Source organism: Ancylobacter dichloromethanicus (genome assembly GCF_018390645.1).
Lineage (GTDB): Bacteria > Pseudomonadota > Alphaproteobacteria > Rhizobiales > Xanthobacteraceae > Ancylobacter > Ancylobacter dichloromethanicus.
Window position 1 is genome coordinate 103,619 of record NZ_JAHBGC010000046.1, and the last position, 16,455, is coordinate 120,073.

General features: G+C 68.7%; 16 protein-coding genes. 11 read left to right on the top strand and 5 right to left on the bottom strand.

Going from position 1 to position 16,455, the window contains the following annotated elements; all coding sequences use genetic code 11:
- Positions 1–103: 103 nt before the first annotated feature.
- The 8 genes from sufB (at position 104) to KHC23_RS19355 (ending at position 6,922) form a co-directional block, all read left to right on the top strand.
- Positions 104–1,576 (top strand): Fe-S cluster assembly protein SufB, encoded by a 1,473-nt coding sequence (gene sufB, locus KHC23_RS19320; protein WP_213374830.1) that lies wholly within the window; start codon positions 104–106, stop codon positions 1,574–1,576.
- Between the two features lie 139 nt (positions 1,577–1,715).
- Complete coding sequence (gene sufC, locus KHC23_RS19325; RefSeq protein WP_213374832.1) at positions 1,716–2,480, top strand: Fe-S cluster assembly ATPase SufC; 765 nt, start codon at positions 1,716–1,718, stop codon at positions 2,478–2,480.
- A gap of 10 nt (positions 2,481–2,490) precedes the next feature.
- Positions 2,491–3,804, top strand: a complete 1,314-nt coding sequence (sufD, locus tag KHC23_RS19330) for a Fe-S cluster assembly protein SufD (protein ID WP_213374834.1) — start codon at positions 2,491–2,493, stop codon at positions 3,802–3,804.
- A 180-nt stretch (positions 3,805–3,984) separates the two neighbouring features.
- Positions 3,985–5,244, top strand: coding sequence for a cysteine desulfurase (locus KHC23_RS19335; RefSeq protein WP_213374836.1), 1,260 nt, complete (start codon positions 3,985–3,987; stop codon positions 5,242–5,244).
- On the top strand, positions 5,241–5,615 hold the full coding sequence (locus KHC23_RS19340; RefSeq protein ID WP_213374838.1) for an SUF system Fe-S cluster assembly protein: 375 nt from the start codon (positions 5,241–5,243) through the stop codon (positions 5,613–5,615). The genes KHC23_RS19335 and KHC23_RS19340 overlap by 4 nt, the downstream gene beginning before the upstream one ends.
- Positions 5,612–6,043: a VOC family protein gene (locus KHC23_RS19345; protein ID WP_213374840.1), complete on the top strand. Its 432-nt coding sequence runs from the start codon at positions 5,612–5,614 to the stop codon at positions 6,041–6,043. The genes KHC23_RS19340 and KHC23_RS19345 overlap by 4 nt, the downstream gene beginning before the upstream one ends.
- A 126-nt stretch (positions 6,044–6,169) precedes the next feature.
- Positions 6,170–6,556, top strand: coding sequence for a Fe-S cluster assembly scaffold SufA (sufA, locus tag KHC23_RS19350; RefSeq protein WP_213374842.1), 387 nt, complete (start codon positions 6,170–6,172; stop codon positions 6,554–6,556).
- 9 nt (positions 6,557–6,565) lie between these two features.
- Positions 6,566–6,922 carry a TfoX/Sxy family protein gene (locus KHC23_RS19355; RefSeq protein ID WP_213374844.1) on the top strand — a complete coding sequence of 119 codons (357 nt, stop codon included), beginning with the start codon at positions 6,566–6,568 and terminating at the stop codon, positions 6,920–6,922.
- A gap of 119 nt (positions 6,923–7,041) precedes the next feature.
- On the opposite strand, the gene KHC23_RS19360 is transcribed toward KHC23_RS19355, so the two are convergent.
- Positions 7,042–8,664: a DEAD/DEAH box helicase gene (locus KHC23_RS19360; RefSeq protein ID WP_213374845.1), complete on the bottom strand. Its 1,623-nt coding sequence runs from the start codon at positions 8,662–8,664 to the stop codon at positions 7,042–7,044.
- A 219-nt stretch (positions 8,665–8,883) separates the two neighbouring features.
- Between KHC23_RS19360 and KHC23_RS19365 the strand changes: the two genes are divergently transcribed.
- Together KHC23_RS19365 and KHC23_RS19370 are read left to right on the top strand one after the other, a co-directional pair.
- Positions 8,884–9,360, top strand: coding sequence for a GreA/GreB family elongation factor (locus KHC23_RS19365; RefSeq protein WP_213374847.1), 477 nt, complete (start codon positions 8,884–8,886; stop codon positions 9,358–9,360).
- Between the two features lie 3 nt (positions 9,361–9,363).
- A complete protein-coding gene (locus KHC23_RS19370) occupies positions 9,364–9,999 on the top strand; it encodes a LysE family translocator (RefSeq protein WP_213374849.1) in 636 nt (211 codons plus the stop codon).
- Positions 10,000–10,023: 24 nt separating this feature from the next.
- Here the strand turns inward: KHC23_RS19370 and parE are convergent, their stop codons facing one another.
- A complete protein-coding gene (gene parE / locus KHC23_RS19375; RefSeq protein ID WP_213374851.1) occupies positions 10,024–12,057 on the bottom strand; it encodes a DNA topoisomerase IV subunit B in 2,034 nt (677 codons plus the stop codon).
- A 122-nt stretch (positions 12,058–12,179) separates the two neighbouring features.
- Complete coding sequence (locus KHC23_RS19380) at positions 12,180–12,464, bottom strand: hypothetical protein (RefSeq protein WP_213374853.1); 285 nt, start codon at positions 12,462–12,464, stop codon at positions 12,180–12,182.
- A gap of 201 nt (positions 12,465–12,665) precedes the next feature.
- On the opposite strand from KHC23_RS19380, the gene argC reads away from it, so the two are divergent.
- A complete protein-coding gene (gene argC / locus KHC23_RS19385; RefSeq protein ID WP_213374855.1) occupies positions 12,666–13,721 on the top strand; it encodes an N-acetyl-gamma-glutamyl-phosphate reductase in 1,056 nt (351 codons plus the stop codon).
- Positions 13,722–13,733: 12 nt separating this feature from the next.
- Here the strand turns inward: argC and KHC23_RS19390 are convergent, their stop codons facing one another.
- Together KHC23_RS19390 and phaC are read right to left on the bottom strand one after the other, a co-directional pair.
- Positions 13,734–14,090, bottom strand: a complete 357-nt coding sequence (locus KHC23_RS19390) for a lysozyme inhibitor LprI family protein (protein ID WP_271188666.1) — start codon at positions 14,088–14,090, stop codon at positions 13,734–13,736.
- Positions 14,087–15,820, bottom strand: a complete 1,734-nt coding sequence (gene phaC, locus KHC23_RS19395) for a class I poly(R)-hydroxyalkanoic acid synthase (protein WP_213374937.1) — start codon at positions 15,818–15,820, stop codon at positions 14,087–14,089. The genes KHC23_RS19390 and phaC overlap by 4 nt, the downstream gene beginning before the upstream one ends.
- Positions 15,821–16,455: the final 635 nt, after the last annotated feature.

The following is a 16,455-nucleotide window of genomic DNA, read 5'->3' on the forward strand; positions in this document are numbered from 1 at the left end:
GGGCGGCCGAGACGACGCCGGCGGTCCGCCCCTCGCGGCCGCCGGTGGGAATGGTTGACCTGACCCGTGGGCCTTGACCCCGCGTGGGAGAGGAGATGAGACGATGCCGGCCGTACAGGAGACAGTGGACCAGGTCCGCTCGCTTGATGTCGATCAGTACAAGTACGGGTTCTTCACCGAGATCGAGACCGACAAGGCCCCCAAGGGGCTGACCGAGGACACGGTCCGGTTCATTTCGGCGAAGAAGAACGAGCCCGAATGGATGCTCGAATGGCGGCTGGAAGCCTTCCGCCGCTGGCAGACCATGCGTGAGCCGGACTGGGCGCGGGTGAGCTACCCGCCGATCGACTATCAGGACCTCTATTACTATTCCGCGCCGAAGCGGCCGAGCCAGCTCTCGATCGACGACATCGACCCGGAGATTCTCGCTACCTACGAGAAGCTCGGCATCCCGCTGCGCGAGCGCGACGCGCTGCTCGGCATCGAGAGCGGGGCCACCAAGGTGGCGGTCGACGCCGTGTTCGATTCGGTCTCGGTGGCGACCACCTTCAAGGAGGAACTGGCCCGGGCCGGCGTGATCTTCATGCCGATCTCGGAAGCGGTGCGCGAGCACCCCGAACTGGTGAGGAAGTATCTCGGCTCGGTGGTGCCGGTGACCGACAACTACTTCGCCACGCTCAACTCGGCGGTGTTCTCCGACGGGTCGTTCGTCTACGTGCCCAAGGGCGTGCGCTGCCCGATGGAGCTGTCGACCTATTTCCGCATCAACGAGCGCAACACCGGGCAGTTCGAGCGCACGCTGATCATCGCCGACGAAGGCGCCTATGTGAGCTATCTCGAAGGCTGCACCGCGCCGATGCGCGACGAGAACCAGCTGCACGCCGCCGTGGTCGAGCTGGTGGCGCTGGACGACGCCGAGATCAAGTACTCGACGGTGCAGAACTGGTACCCCGGCGACAAGGACGGCAAGGGCGGCATCTACAACTTCGTCACCAAGCGTGGCGATTGCCGCGGCGACCGCTCCAAAATCTCGTGGACGCAGGTCGAGACCGGCTCGGCGATCACCTGGAAATACCCGAGCTGCATCCTGCGCGGCGACGATTCGCAGGGCGAGTTCTACTCCATCGCCATCTCCAACGGGCGCCAGCAGGTCGATTCGGGCACCAAGATGATCCATCTCGGCAAGAACACGTCGAGCCGCATCATCTCCAAGGGCATCGCGGCGGGCTATTCCGACAACACCTATCGCGGCCTCGTCTCGGCGCACCGCAAGGCGACCGGCGCGCGCAACTTCACCAACTGCGACAGCCTGCTGATCGGCGACAAGTGCGGCGCGCACACCGTGCCCTACATCGAGTCGAAGAACTCTTCCGCCCAGTTCGAGCACGAGGCCACCACCTCGAAGATCTCCGACGACCAGCTTTTCTACTGCCGCCAGCGCGGGCTCGACCCCGAAGAGGCGACGGCGCTGATCGTCAACGGCTTCGTCAAGGACGTGCTGCAGCAACTCCCCATGGAGTTCGCGGTGGAAGCGCAAAAGCTGATCGCGGTGAGCCTCGAGGGCTCGGTGGGCTGACGGCCCCGCAACGATGTGGATGCCCGGGTCAGGCCCGGGCATGACGCCGATTGGATTGATACGCGTCCCTTGAATTCGTCATGGCCAGGCTCGACCCCGCCATCCACGGATCGGGTTTCACAGCAACCGGAAGACACAAATGGCTCTGCTCGATATCGAAAACCTCCACGCCAAGATCGACGGCGAACACGGCAAGGAAATCCTCAAGGGCCTCTCGCTGAAGGTGAATCCCGGCGAGGTGCACGCCATCATGGGGCCGAACGGCTCCGGCAAGTCGACGCTCTCCTACATCCTCGCCGGCAAGGAGGATTATGAGGTCACCGACGGCACCGTCACGCTGGAAGGCGAGGACCTGCTGGAGATGGAAATCGACGAGCGCGCCGCCAAGGGCGTGTTCCTCGCCTTCCAGTATCCGGTGGAAGTGCCCGGCGTCGCCACCATGACCTTCCTGCGCGCGGCGCTGAACGCCCAGCGCAAGAAGCGCGGCGAGGCGGAAATCTCCACCCCGGACTTCCTGCGGCTGGTGCGGGAGAAGGCCGGCCATCTCGGCATCAACCAGGACATGCTGAAGCGCGGCGTCAATGTCGGCTTCTCCGGCGGCGAGAAGAAGCGCGCCGAGATCCTGCAGATGGCGGTGCTGGAGCCCAAGCTCTGCGTGCTCGACGAGACCGATTCCGGCCTCGACATCGACGCGCTGAAAGTGGTCTCGGAAGGCGTCAACGCGCTGCGCTCGCCCGACCGGGCGATGATCGTCATCACCCATTACCAGCGCCTTTTGAACCACATTGTCCCCGATTTCGTGCACGTCATGAACCAGGGCCGCATCGTCCGCTCCGGCGGCAAGGAACTGGCGCTGGAGCTGGAAGCCAATGGCTATGCCGAGTACCAGCAGGACGCGGCGTGAGGTGGCAGAGATGAACGCTGACATCCGTCCGATCCGTACGCCGGCCGAACAGGCGATCCTCGCCTCGCTCGGCACCGTGCCGGAAGGCGGCGACCGGCTGGCCGATCTGCGCCGCGCCGCCGCCCGCTCCTTCGAGGAAAACGGCCTGCCGCACCGGCGGGTCGAGGAATGGAAATACACCGACCTGCGCGCGCTGATGCGCGAGGCCGTGCCGGTCGCCGGCACCGCTGCCGTCGCCGAGGCGGAGGCCCGTGCCCGCCTGCTGCGCGGTGTCGAGGCCCGCCGCATCGTCATTGCCAACGGCGCGGTGGTGCCGGAACTGTCCGACCTCGCCGACCTTGAGCAAGGGCTCGTCGTCACCACGTTTTCCGCCGCCGTCGCGGCGGGGGACGAGGCGCTCAGCCGCCTCGGCGGCATCGTGCCCAGCCGCTACGACGCCTCGCTGGCGCTGAACACGGCGCTGGCAAAGGACGGCGTGGTCATCACCGTGGCCCCGGGCGCCAGGATCGAGCGGCCGGTGCATGTGGCCCATGTCTTCGCCGGCGCGAGCGCGGCGGCGATGTACACCCGCTCGCTGGTCGTCGTCGGGGCGGGCGCGGCTCTCACCTATGCCGAGAGCTTCGAGGGGCCGGACGGCCTCGCCTATCAGGCCAATGCCGCCACCGAATTCGTGGTCGGCGACGAGGCGCATCTCGATGTGGTGCGGCTGCAGGAGGACGGCGCTTCGGCCTTCCACCTCGCCACCCTGCTGTTCGATGTGGGGCGCGATTCGCAGGTCCACACCTTCACCTTCTCGCTCGGGGCTTCCGTGGCGCGCACCTCGCTCTACGCCACGCTGTCGGGCGCGGACAGCCATGTCGGCTTCAACGGCGCCTCGCTGCTGAAGGGGCGTCAGCACGCCGACACGACGCTCTATGTCGACCATCAGGTGCCGGGCTGCGAAAGCCGCGAACTGTTCAAGCACGTGCTGGACGATGCCTCGCGCGGCGTGTTCCAGGGCAAGATCGTCGTCCGCCAGGCGGCGCAGAAGACCGACGGGCGGATGATGAGCCGCGCGCTGGTGCTTGGCGACGAGGCGGAGATGGACAACAAGCCGGAGCTGGAGATCTTCGCCGACGACGTGCAGTGCGGCCATGGTGCCACTTGCGGGGCGATCGACGACGAGCTTCTGTTTTACCTGCGCGCCCGCGGCATTCCGATGAAGGAGGCGCAGAGCCTTCTGGTGCAGGCCTTTGTCGGCGAGGCGATCGAGACCGTCGAGCATGAGGGGCTGCGCGAGGCGCTGATCGAGCGGGCGGAGAGCTGGCTCGCGGCGCGGGCGTGAGGCGCGGCTGCGACCCGAGATCCTTCGAGGCCCGGGCCGTGGCCCGGGCACCTCAGGATGACGGTGTTCTCCAAGATGGGTCGATGACGCTGCCTCGATGTGCGACGTCATCCTGAGGTGAGAGCGCAGCGAGCCTCGAAGGATGCTCGTCTCCCGCACCGAGAAAATGAAGGTCGAGCCATGACCACCAGCCTTCCCACCCTCCACCCCGCCGTCGCCAATGGCGGCTACGACGTCGCTCGCGTGCGGCAGGATTTTCCGATCCTGTCGAAGACCGTTTACGGCAAGCCGCTGGTCTATCTCGACAACGCCGCCTCGGCGCAGAAGCCGGTGCAGGTGCTGGACCGCATGCGCTTCGCCTATGAGAACGAATATTCCAACGTCCATCGCGGCCTGCACTTCCTCGCCAATGCGATGACCGATGCCTATGAGCAGGCCCGCGAGCGCTGCCGCGCCTTCCTCAACGCCCCGACGCTGGAAGAGGTGATCTTCACCCGCTCGGTGACCGGGGCGATCAACCTCGTCGCCTCCTCGCTCGGCCAGTCGATCAACGAGGGCGACGAGATCGTGCTCTCGATCATGGAGCACCACTCCAACATCGTGCCGTGGAACTATCTGCGCGAGCGCAAGGGCGCGGTGATCAAGTGGGCGCCGGTGACCGAGGACGGGGCGTTCGACCTCGACGCCTTCAAGGCGCTGCTGACCGAGCGCACGAAGATCGTCGCCATCACCCACATGTCCAACGTGCTGGGCACGGTGACGCCGATCAAGGAGATCGCCCGCCTCGCCCATGAGGTCGGCGCGCTGGTGGTGGTGGACGGCGCGCAGGCCGCCGTGCACATGCCGGTGGACGTGGTCGACCTCGACGTCGACTTCTACGCCGTCACCGGCCACAAGCTCTACGGCCCGACCGGCATCGGCGTGCTCTATGGCAGGCGGGCGCTTTTGGAGACGATGCCGCCCTATGAGGGCGGCGGCGAGATGATCCGCACCGTCACGCAGGACGGCGTCACCTATGGCGAGCCGCCGCACCGCTTCGAGGCCGGCACCCCGCCGATCGTGCAGGCGGTCGGGCTCGGCGAGGCGCTGGTCTACATGGAGAGCCTCGGCCGCGCGCGCATCGCGGCGCATGAGGCCGCGCTCGGCGCCTATGCGCGCGAGCGGCTGTCGCAGATCAACTCGATCCAGATCTATGGCGACGCGCCGGGCAAGGGCGCCATCTTCGCCTTCGACGTGAAGGGCGCCCATCCCCACGACATCGCTACCGTCATCGACCGCGCCGGCATCGCCGTGCGCGCCGGCACCCATTGCGCGATGCCGCTTCTGGGGCGATATGGTGTGAATGCGACGTGCCGGGCGTCGTTCGCGCTCTACAACACGCATGAGGAAGTCGACGCCCTCGCCGACGCCCTCATCAAGGCTCAGGATCTGTTCGCATGAGCGAAACCCAGACATCTGCCAACCCGAACGCCCCGGCGATCCAGTCCGGCATTCCGGAGGAAGAACTGGAGCGCCTGACCGACGACATCGTCGCGGCGTTGAAGTCGGTCTACGACCCGGAGATCCCGGTCGACATCTACGAGCTCGGACTGATCTACAAGGTCGACATCGCCGACGACCGGCAGGTGGCGGTCGAGATGACGCTGACCACGCCGAACTGCCCTTCCGCCGCCGAGCTTCCCGGCATGGTGGAAGGCGCGGTGGCCGGCGTCGGCGGCGTGTCGGGCGTGACCGTCAACCTCACCTTCGATCCGCCCTGGGATCAGGGCCGCATGTCCGAGGAAGCGCGGCTGTCGCTCAATCTGTGGTGAGTGAAACGCCTGCCGCGCCGCCGCTCTCCGGCGTTCTGGAGACGGGGCTCTATGTCGACGACCTCGCCCGCGCACGCGATTTCTATGAGCGCGTGCTGGGCCTGGCGCCCTTGATCGCGGATGAGCGCTTCTGCGCCTACAATGCGGGTCCGGGCAGCGTGCTGCTGCTGTTTCTTCGCGGTGCGACGCTGGAGCCGGTGGCGATGGCGGGGGGCACCATTCCTCCGCATGATGGCCATGGCCCGCTGCACTACGCGCTGGCGATCCCCGCGAACGCGCTGGCCCGTTGGGAGCAGCATCTGGCGGCGCATGGGGTGAAGCTGGAGAGCCGGGTCGACTGGGCCGGCGGCGGCGTCAGCCTGTATTTCCGCGACCCCGACGCCCATCTGGTGGAACTGGCGACGCCCGGGCTGTGGCCGAATTATTGAGGCCGGTGGCGGGACCGTGAGCGATCCCGGCTCACGCTTCACCCTTGCCTGCGCGCCGTGCATCCCCCATCTTAAGGCTACCGATCCGCCGGCCTTGAACCGGCGCCGATTAGGAGACAGCGAGAAATGACCCAGTCCCGCCCCCGCCCCCAGGTGATGACCCTGACCGACGCCGCCGCCGAGCGCGTGCGACAGGTGATCGCGCGTTCGGAAAAGCCGGTGGCCGGCCTGCGTATCGGCGTGAAGAACGGCGGCTGCGCGGGCATGGAATACACGATGGAGTTCGCCGAAGAGGCGGGCAAGTTCGACGAGGTGGTCGAGGACAAGGGCGTGAAGGTGCTGATCGACCCCAAGGCGATCCTGTACCTGCTCGGCACGCAGATGGATTTCAAGGCCGACAAGTTCGCCGCCCAGTTCGTGTTCAACAACCCGAACCAGACCTCGGCCTGCGGCTGCGGCGAATCCGTCGCCATCACCCCGGTGCGGCCGGAGACCGCCGACGCCGGCGCCTGACGCCCGGCGATGGGTGAGGCGGCGCTCGCTGACATCTTCGCCGCCTTCGGGCCGCTCCGCTGCCGGCGGCTGTTCGGCGGGCTGGGCCTGTATGCCGACGGCGTGATGTTCGGCCTCTTCATCGACGGGCGCATCTTCCTGAAGACCGATGCCGATTTCGCCAGTGACCTCGCGGCCGCCGGGGCGGAGCCGTTCGTCTATGAGCGCAAGGACGGCAGGCGGATCACCATCGCCTATTGGTCGCTGCCGGAGCCGGCGCTCGATGACACCGAGGTGGCGGCGGGGCTTGCCCGGCGGGCGCTCGCCATTGCCCGCGCCGCATCCGCCGGAAGGCCACGCCGGCAGCGTCCGCCACGCTCGCGCTGACACAAGGTCAGCTTCGGAGCCGGACGCCGGATGTGCCGGACAGGCTTCGGCGAACCGCACCGATCGCGACAGGCCCGGCGACCCGGACGGGCCGACCGCGGCCTCTCGGGGCGCGCCGTTCAGCCGGCCTTGATCTTCACCGGGCGCAGCAGGAAGGCCGGCAGGTGCGAGGTGTCCGCCGGCTCGTCCATCGGGGCGCGATCAGGGCGGCGATGGGTGAGCGGGGTAACCGGGGCGCGGGCGGGAGCCGGCGCGGTCTTCTCGCGGCTGCGCTCGCGCGGGGCGGCAGGGATAGCCGGAGCGGCGGCGGCCGGAGCGGCCTCCGTGTCCTTTGCCCGTCCACGACGACGCGCCGGCTTGGCGGCCGCCGTCCGGTTTTCCGTGGCGGTTTCCGAGCCGACATCGACCGGGGCGGCGGCAACGAGTTCCTCGCCAGTCGAGACGGGCTTGTCCTCGCCACTGCGACGGCGCGCCGGACGGGCGCCACGGCTCTCGCCGGCATCTTCTCGGGCGGGGCTGCGGCTGCCGCGGCCCTTTTCGCGCGGGGGCTTCTCGCCGCGCGAGGGCTTCTCGCGGGTGGGCCGCGTGCGCGGGTCGGCAGCCGGCACGCTGTCGAGGCCCGAGCCGTCCTTCCAGTCGATCGGGCGGCCGATCAGCTTCTCGATCGCCGCCAGCGACTTGACCTCGCCCGCCGTCACGATGGTGAAGGCGGCGCCGGCCCGGCCGGCCCGGCCGGTGCGGCCGATGCGGTGGACATAGTCCTCCGCATGGTGCGGGGTGTCGTAGTTGAAGACGTGGCTCACGGCGGGAATGTCGAGGCCGCGGGCGGCGACGTCGGACGCCACCAGCAGGGTGGCCTCGCCGGTGCGGAACTGGTCGAGCGCCTGCATGCGCGAGCGCTGGTCCATGTCGCCATGCAGGCACACCGCCTTGTAGCCGTGGCGCAGCAGCGACTTGTGCACCACCGCGACTTCGCTCTTGCGGTTGCAGAAGATGATGCCGTTCTGCAGCGCCTCGGCATTGTCGATCAGGCCGCGCAGCGTCTCGCGCTTGGCGAAGTCTTCCTTGGCGGAGGGGACCAGCAACTGGGTGATGGTCGAGGCGGTGGAGGAGGGCCGCGAGGCCTCGATCTGCACCGGGTTCGACAGGAACTGCGAGACGAGGCGCTGGATTTCCGGCGGCATGGTCGCGGAGAAGAACAGCGTCTGGCGGGTGAAAGGCACCAGCTTGCAGACCCGCTCGATGTCCGGGATGAAGCCCATGTCCAGCATCCGGTCGGCCTCGTCGATGACGAGGATCTCGATGCCGGAGAGCAGCAGGCGGCCACGCTCGACATGGTCGAGCAGCCGGCCCGGCGTGGCGATGAGGATGTCCACGCCGCGCAGCAGCTTGGCGTCCTGGTCGCCGAAGGAGACGCCGCCGATCAGCAGGGCGACGTTGAGCTTGTGGTTCTTGCCGTAGCGCGTGAAGTTCTCCTCGACCTGCGCGGCGAGTTCGCGCGTGGGTTCGAGGATGAGGGTGCGCGGCATGCGGGCACGGGCGCGGCCCTGCTCCAGCAGCGTCAGCATCGGCAGGGTGAAGGCGGCGGTCTTGCCGGTGCCCGTCTGGGCGAGCCCCAGCACATCGCGGCGCGCGAGAATGTGCGGGATGGCCTGCGCCTGGATCGGCGTCGGCTCGGTGTAGCCCGTATCGGCAACGGCCGCGAGCACCTTGTCGCTCAGGCCCAGTTCGTTAAAAGGCATCTGGATCAATTCTGCGGCTGCGCACCGCACACCGGCTCCCCGAGCCGTAACCGGGGATGGTTGCATCGTCGTCGCGCGGAGCGCATCAGTCGGATATGGTATGACGACGCGTTGCACCATAGGCATAACGCTCGGAAAGTCAACGGATTTGGCCGCTGTCAAGGGCCTTTCGGCACGTTCCGGCCCGATGTCGCGCGATCGGGGAGGGTGAATCCGACAATGAGCCGTGCATTTGTGAAGGAAGACAGCGGCGCGGACACGCTGCCCGAGCGCCCGGTCAGTGCCAGCCGGAACCTCGTGACCCGCCGCGGCCTTGCCCTGATCGATGCCGAACTGGCGCGCCAGCGCGAGGCGCTGGCGGCGGCCGGGGCTGGCGGCGACCGGGACGCCGTGGCGGCGGCGTCGCGCGAACTGCGCTACTGGTCGGCCCGCCGCTCCAATGCCGAGCCGGTCGACCCGCCGCCGGCCGGGGAGGCCATCACCTTCGGCATGGCGGTGACGCTGGAAGACCCGAAGGGTGGGCGGCGCACCTTCCGCATCGTCGGCGAGGACGAGGCCGACCCGGCACAGGGGCGCATCGGCTGGGTCTCGCCCGTCGCCCGCGGGCTGACCGGCAAATGGATCGGCGACGAGGTCGTCCTGCCGGCGGGGGCGATGGAGATCGTTGCCGTCGATCCGCGCCCCGAAGAGGCGTGAGCCGTGCTGATTTCCGCGGAAACCCTGCTCATTTTCGTGCCGGCCGCGCTGGCGCTGAATCTCACCCCCGGCAATGACATGCTGTTCTGCCTCGGCCAGGGGATGCGCTCGGGTCCGCGCGCCGGCATTGCGGCGAGCCTCGGCATCGCCTCCGGGGTGTTGCTGCACAGCTGCGCCGCGGCCGTGGGGCTGGCGGCGCTGCTGGCCGCCCATCCGGCCGCCTTCGAGGTGCTGCGCTGGGCTGGCGTCGCCTATCTCGTCACTCTCGCGGTGCAGGCGCTGCGCGGCTCCGGCGGTCTGGCGGCGGCGCAGGCCGCGCCGATGCGGGCCTCGGCGGGAAAGGCGTGGCGGGCGGCGGTGCTGGTGAGCCTGCTCAACCCGAAAGTGGCCGTGTTCGTGCTGGCCTTCCTGCCGCAATTCGTCGACCCATCGCGCGGCAGCGCGTTCGCCCAGTTCATGGTGCTGGGCCTTATCCTCAACTTCGGCGGTACGCTGGTGAACGCTTTGGTGGGCGCCTTTGCCGGCGGGATCGGCCGCTGGCTGGGCCGCCGGCCCAGCCTTTCCCGGCTGGCGGAGAAACTCACCGGCCTGCTCTTGCTCGGGATCGCGGCCCGTATCGCCTTGGAGCGGCGGGGTTGACCGGGCGAGCGGGCGGCGTCGGGCTCAAATGTCCAGCAGTTCCTCGCGGGCGAAGGCGGCGCGCTCGGAGATGAAGGCGAAGCGGCTCTCCGGCTTGTTGCCCATCAGCCGCTCGACGATGTCGGCGGTCATGGCGCGCTCGGCCTCCTCGACGGTGACCCGCAGCAGGGTGCGCGACTTCCGGCTCATCGTGGTTTCCTTGAGCTGCGCCGGCATCATCTCGCCGAGGCCCTTGAAGCGGCCGATCTCCACCTTGCCGCGCGCGGAGAATTCCGTGCGCAGCAACTCGTCGCGATGCGCCTCGTCGCGGGCATAGAGCGTCCTGGCGCCCTGGCTGATCCGGTAGAGCGGCGGCACGGCGAGGAACAGGTGGCCGTTCTCGATCAGCCTAGGCATCTGCCGGTAGAAGAAGGTGACGAGCAGCGAGGCGATGTGGGCGCCGTCGACATCGGCGTCGGTCATGATGATCACCCGCTCATAGCGCAGGTCCTCGTCGCGGTACTGCGCCCCGGTGCCGGCGCCGAGCGCCTGCACGAGATCGCCGAGCTGCTGGTTCGCCGCCAGCTTGTCGCGGCCGGCGCTGGCGACGTTGAGGATTTTTCCGCGCAGCGGCAGCACCGCCTGGGTCTGGCGCTCGCGCGCCTGCTTGGCCGAGCCGCCGGCCGAATCGCCCTCGACGATGAAAAGTTCGGAGCCGGCCGCCGAATTGTTGGAGCAGTCGGCCAGCTTGCCGGGAAGACGCAGCTTGCGCACCGCGGTCTTGCGGGAGATTTCCTTCTCCTGCCGCCGCCGAAGCCTTTCCTCGGCCCGCTCCACCACCCAGTCCAGCAGGCGGTTGGCCTGCGTCGGGTTGCCGCCGAGCCAGTGGTCGAACGGGTCGCGCAGCGCCGCCTCGACGATGCGGGCGGCCTCGGCGGTGGCGAGCTTTTCCTTGGTCTGGCCCTGAAATTCCGGCTCGCGCACAAAAACCGAGAGCATGGCGACGCAGCCGGCCATGATATCGTCGGCGGTGACGATGGCGGCGCGCTTGGCGCCGCCGGTGCGCTCGGCATGGTCGCGCAGGCCCTTCAGCAGCACCGCGCGCAGGCCGGTCTCGTGGGTGCCGCCCTCGGCGGTGGGGATGGTGTTGCAGTAGGAGGAGATGGCGCCGTCGGCATCGCCGAGCCACGCCACCGCCCATTCCGCCGAGCCATGGCCGCCGGGCCGGGTGGTCTTTCCGGAGAAGATGTCGGGATGGACCAGCGTGTGGCCCTCGATATCGGCGCCGAGATAGTCGCGCAGGCCGCCGGGAAAGCGGAACACCGCCTTTTCCGGGATGTCGGTGCCGGCCACCAGCGTGGCGTCGCAGCTCCAGCGGATTTCGACGCCGCCGAACAGATAGGCCTTGGAGCGGGCCATCTTGAACACGCGGGCCGGCTTGAAGCGGGCGCTCTCGCCGAAGATCTGCGGGTCGGGGTGGAAGCTCACCCGCGTGCCGCGCCGGTTGAGGATGCGCCCGACCTCCTGGATCGGGCCCTGCGGTTGCCCGCGCGAATAGGTCTGGCGGTAGAGCGTCTGCCCGCGCGCCACCTCGATCTCCAGCACGTCGGACAGCGCGTTGACCACCGAGACGCCGACACCGTGCAGGCCGCCCGACGTCTCGTAGACCTTCGAATCGAACTTGCCGCCGGCATGCAGCGTGGTGAGGATGACCTCCAGCGCCGACTTGCCGGGATATTTCGGATGCTCCTCGATCGGGATGCCGCGCCCGTTGTCGGTGACGGTGAGGAAGCCGTCCTCGGTCAGCTCCACCTCGATGAAGCTGGCATGGCCGGCCACCGCCTCGTCCATCGCATTGTCCACCACTTCGGCGAACAGGTGGTGCAGCGCCTTCTCGTCGGTGCCGCCAATATACATGCCCGGCCGCCGTCGTACCGGCTCCAGCCCTTCCAGCACCTCGATGTCGGCGGCGGTATAGCCTGCCTCGCCGGGTGTGCCCTCGCGCAAGGCGGTGGGCCGCGCGGCGGCGCGCGGGCGCGGGGCGGGGACGGCGGCGAAGAGGTCGTCGGAATTCGACATGGGCGCGGGCAGTCTCGTCTTAGGGCAACCGATTCGGTCTCCATAGCACTATGGCAGGCATGGCGCGAAACCGGAACGCTCCGTGAACATGGCAGGCCGCGCGGGCGGGGACAGCTACAGGGTCAGCGCTTCAGCCGTCGCCGATTGGCCCGCACCTTGCGGCTGTAGAGGGCGACGATCTCGGGTCCGGCACGCTCGATATGGCCGGCCGCGGCCGCCGCGACGAGGTGCGCGTTGGCCTCGCCGAGCGCCAGCGCCTTCTCCGTCACCATGCGCACCGCCTCCACCCCGGCGGCGGCATCGCCCCGGGCGAGGCGGCTCATGCGTTCGGCCATCACGATCTGCATGTCCATGCCGAGGCGCGCCAGCTGCATGCCGGTCTCGAACCAGGAAAGGGGATCGGTCATCGGGAGGACTCCGTGCGCCGTGAAGATGGGCCGGACGAGAAGCGGCGGCCGGCGCTTTCGGTTCCGCCAGCCCGCGCGCAGCCGCCATGCGCGGGACGAGGACCCTCCCGTCTTTCGCCGGACATGCGAAAGGTGTAATGGCGCAAATCCACGCGCGCCTTTCCCAAGCAAGGCGGCGCGCCAGCAGGAGAGGTCGCCACCATGACGGACAGCAAGGCGCGGATCGCCATCCTCGGGGCTTCGGGCTATACCGGCTCGGAACTGCTGCGCCTGCTGCTGCGCCATCCGCGGGTCGAGATCGTCGCCCTCACCGCCGACCGCAAGGCGGGGCAGGCGGTGGCCGATGTTTTCCCGCAATTCGCGCCGTTCAAATTGCCGAACCTCATCACCATCGAGCAGGTGGCATGGAAGGACGTGGACCTCGTCTTCTGTGCCCTGCCGCACGGCACCACGCAACTCGTCATCAAGAACGTGTTCGAGACCGCGCCGCATGTGAAGGTGGTCGACCTCTCCGCCGACTTCCGGCTGCGCGACGATGGCGCCTATGAGCGCTGGTACGGCCATCCGCACCAGGCGCTGGAGCTGCAGCAGGAAGCCGTCTACGGCGTTGTCGAGCTGTATCGCGACGACATCCGCAAGGCGCGGCTGGTCGCCAATCCCGGCTGCTACACCACCACCGCCATCCTGCCGGTGGTGCCGCTGATCGAGGCCGGCGCCATCGAGCCCGAGCACATCGTCATCGACGCCAAGAGCGGCGTCACCGGGGCGGGACGTTCGGCGAAGGAGAACCTGCTGTTCACCGAGGTGACCGACGGCATGCACGCCTATGGCGTCGGCGGCCACCGCCACATGGCCGAATTGGACCAGGAATTCTCCAAGGCCGCCGGGCGCATGATCGCGCCCAGCTTCACCCCGCATCTGGTACCGATGAGCCGCGGCATCTACGCCACCATCTACCTGAAGACCGGCGCCGGCGTCGGGGCGGAAGGGGTGCACCGCGTGCTCGCGGACTTCTATCATGGCGAGCCCTTCGTGCACGTGCTGCCGCTCGGCCAGGTGCCGCAGTCGCGCTTCGTCAAGGGCTCCAACATGGCCTTCATCGGCGTGATCAAGGACCGCGCGCCGGACCGGGTGATCGTGATCTCGACCACCGACAATTTGGTGAAGGGCGCTTCCGGCCAGGCGGTGCAGAACATGAACCTCGTGCTCGGCTATCCCGAGACGACGGGGCTGGAGCAGATCGCGCTGTTCCCGTGAGGGGAGCGCGCGCTACCGGGGCGGCATCGACTTGAGGAAGTCGGCGATCTGCCCTTTCAGCGTCGCGATGCGCTGGCGGTAGAGCGCCGTCAGGCAAGCGGTATCCCCGCCGCATTTGCCGCGCGCCTCGAGGAAGGCGCGGGCATCGTCCTGCCGGACCCCGTTCGCGCCCATGAGCAGCGGGATGCGGCTATAGGCGTACCACAGCCCGCCCATCTCGCTGTCGAGCGCGGAAAGCTCCGGATCGGCGCACACCGCCCGCTCGTCCGGGGACTGCGCCCGGGCGCAGTCGAAGCTCGCGGCCTGCAAGGGCGCCGCCGCGGCGGACGCCAGCAGCAGGGCGAGAGGGATGGCGTGGCGCGCCCTCACGACTTCACCTTCACATAGCTGCCCGGGGCGTCCTCGATCGGCTTGTACAGGCCGGCGCCGGGGATGCGGCGGGCGGCGGGCACGTGCCTGCCGTCCTGCGCCTCGATCCAGCCGCGCCAGTCCGGCCACCATGAGCCGGGGTGCATCTCGGCTTTGGCGATCCAGTCTTCCAGCTTCCCCGCCGGCGGGCCGCCGGTCCAGTACTGGTACTTGCCGCGCGCGGGCGGGTTGATGACGCCGGCGATGTGGCCGGAGCCGGCCAGCACGAAGCGGCCCGGATTGCCGAACATCTGCAGGCCGAGGAAGACGGATGCCGCCGGGGCGATGTGGTCCTCGCGCGTCGCCACGCTGTACATCGGCAGGTCGATGGTCTTGAGGTCGAGCGTCTCGCCGGCCAGCATCAGGCTGCCCTGCGCCAGCTTGTTGTCGAGGTAGCAATTGCGCAGGTAGAACGAGTGGTTCGCCGCCGGCAGCCGGGTCGAATCCGAGTTCCAGTAGAGAATGTCGAACGGGAAGGGCGCCTGTCCCTTCAGGTAGTTGTTCACCACATAGGGCCAGATCAGGTCGTTGGCGCGCAGCATATTGAAGGCGTTGGCCATCTGCCGGCCTTCCATGAAGCCGGATTCCAGCATCTTGCGCTCAAGGCTGGCGACCTGCTCCTCGTCGATGAACACCTTGAGGTCGCCGGCGAAGGTGAAGTCGACCTGGGTGGTGAGGAAGGTGGCGCTGGCGAGGCCCGGCTTGCGCCCCCTGGCGGCCAGCCAGGCCAGCGTCATCGCCAGCATGGTGCCGCCGACGCAATAGCCGACCGCGTGGAAATCCCTGGTGCCGGCCGCCTTCTTCGCCACCTCGAAGGCGGTGAGCACGCCGTCCTTCATGTAGTCTTCGAAGCCCTTGCCGGCGAGTTCCGGGCCGGGATTGACCCAGGACACCATGAACACGGTGAGCCCGTTGGCGACCGCCCAGCGCACGAAGGATTTCTCCGCCGTGAGGTCGAGCACGTAGAACTTGTTGATCCAGGGCGGGATGATCACCACCGGCGTCGCCAGCACGGTCTCGGTCTGCGGCGCGTACTGGATGAGCTGCATCAGCTCGTTCTGGAAGATCACCTTGCCCGGAGTCGTCGCCAGGTTTTCGCCGACGCGGAACTTCGAATCGTCGGTCTGGCGGATCTTCAGGTCGCCGCCGCCGGCCTCGATGTCCTCGGCCAGCATCTTCATGCCGCGCACGAGATTTTCGCCATTGGAGGCCAGCGTGGTGCGCAGCAGTTCCGGATTGGTCAGCACGAAGTTGGAGGGCGAGACCGCGCTGGCGATCTGGCGCACATAGAACTCGGCCTTGTGCTTGGTGCGGGGGTCGATCTCGGCCTCGCCGACCATGTCCTCGGCCCAGTTGGCGGTGAGCAGATAGGCCTGCTTGAGCGCGTCGAAGAACGGGTTGGTGTTCCATTCCGCGTCGGCGAAACGGGCGTCGCGCGCGGTCGGCTCCACCACCGGCCGGGTCTTCTCGCCTCCGAGCTTCTTCAGCGCCGAGGACCACAGGTCGAGATAGCCACCGATCAGGCGCGACTGCGCCTCCAATGTGCGCTGCGGGTCGGAGAGCCAGTATTCGGCGACATTGCCGATGGTCTTGGCGACGTCGGCGAGGTCCTCGGCCACCTCGTTCTTGATGCGGCCATCCTCGCGCGGGCGCAGATAGGCGGCCATGGCGCGCCCGCCTTCCTCCATCATCCGGGCGAGATTGGCCGCGAAAACTTCGAGGTCGATCGGGCTCGCGGCGGCGCGCGCGGCCTCGGCCGGCGTCGTCTCGTGGGCGGAGGCCGCCGCGGGGGCAGGTGCCGCCGTCGGCGCGGGCCGGGCGTCGATTCGCGCCTCGGCGGTGCGGGCCGGCGTGGCGGCGGGCGCCGCCGCACGCGCGGGTTTGGCCGGAGCGGGCTTGGTTGCGGCCACAGGCTTCGGCGCAGGAAGAGGCCCGGCGGCGGCCACGGGGATCGTGGCCGTCGGCCGCCTGCGGGGCGTCGTCCCGCCCGGCGCGGCCGGTGCCGCCATCGTTTTCGTCGGCTCTGCCGCCGCCACAGCGGGCGGGGAGACCCTGGCCGAGGCGGCCTTGGTGCCGGCCGCCTTTGCGGCGGGGCGGGCCGGCGCAGGCTTTGCCGCTGGCTTGCTCCTTGCGGGCTTGGCCGCCGCTGGCTTAACCGAGACCGGCTTCCCGGCTGGCTTGGCCCCGGCGGCTCTCGCCACCGCTGGCTTTTCTACCGCTGGCTTGGCCGCCCGGCTCGCTGACGTGACCTTCTTCGCCGTGGCAGGCTTGGCCGGATCGGCGGAGGGAGGCGAATCCGTCCCCGACCGTGGCCTGGAGGAGGGTG

Excerpts from the sequence above, each read along its gene's own strand:
- sufB (WP_213374830.1), top strand. The coding sequence starts at position 104 with ATGCCGGCCGTACAGGAGACAGTGGACCAGGTCCGCTCGCTTGATGTC.
- sufC (WP_213374832.1), top strand. The coding sequence starts at position 1,716 with ATGGCTCTGCTCGATATCGAAAACCTCCACGCCAAGATCGACGGCGAA.
- sufD (WP_213374834.1), top strand. The coding sequence starts at position 2,491 with ATGAACGCTGACATCCGTCCGATCCGTACGCCGGCCGAACAGGCGATC.
- KHC23_RS19335 (WP_213374836.1), top strand. The coding sequence starts at position 3,985 with ATGACCACCAGCCTTCCCACCCTCCACCCCGCCGTCGCCAATGGCGGC.
- KHC23_RS19340 (WP_213374838.1), top strand. The coding sequence starts at position 5,241 with ATGAGCGAAACCCAGACATCTGCCAACCCGAACGCCCCGGCGATCCAG.
- sufA (WP_213374842.1), top strand. The coding sequence starts at position 6,170 with ATGACCCAGTCCCGCCCCCGCCCCCAGGTGATGACCCTGACCGACGCC.
- KHC23_RS19355 (WP_213374844.1), top strand. The coding sequence starts at position 6,566 with ATGGGTGAGGCGGCGCTCGCTGACATCTTCGCCGCCTTCGGGCCGCTC.
- KHC23_RS19360 (WP_213374845.1), bottom strand. The coding sequence starts at position 8,664 with ATGCCTTTTAACGAACTGGGCCTGAGCGACAAGGTGCTCGCGGCCGTT.
- KHC23_RS19365 (WP_213374847.1), top strand. The coding sequence starts at position 8,884 with ATGAGCCGTGCATTTGTGAAGGAAGACAGCGGCGCGGACACGCTGCCC.
- parE (WP_213374851.1), bottom strand. The coding sequence starts at position 12,057 with ATGTCGAATTCCGACGACCTCTTCGCCGCCGTCCCCGCCCCGCGCCCG.
- KHC23_RS19380 (WP_213374853.1), bottom strand. The coding sequence starts at position 12,464 with ATGACCGATCCCCTTTCCTGGTTCGAGACCGGCATGCAGCTGGCGCGC.
- argC (WP_213374855.1), top strand. The coding sequence starts at position 12,666 with ATGACGGACAGCAAGGCGCGGATCGCCATCCTCGGGGCTTCGGGCTAT.
- phaC (WP_213374937.1), bottom strand. The coding sequence starts at position 15,820 with ATGATGGAGGAAGGCGGGCGCGCCATGGCCGCCTATCTGCGCCCGCGC.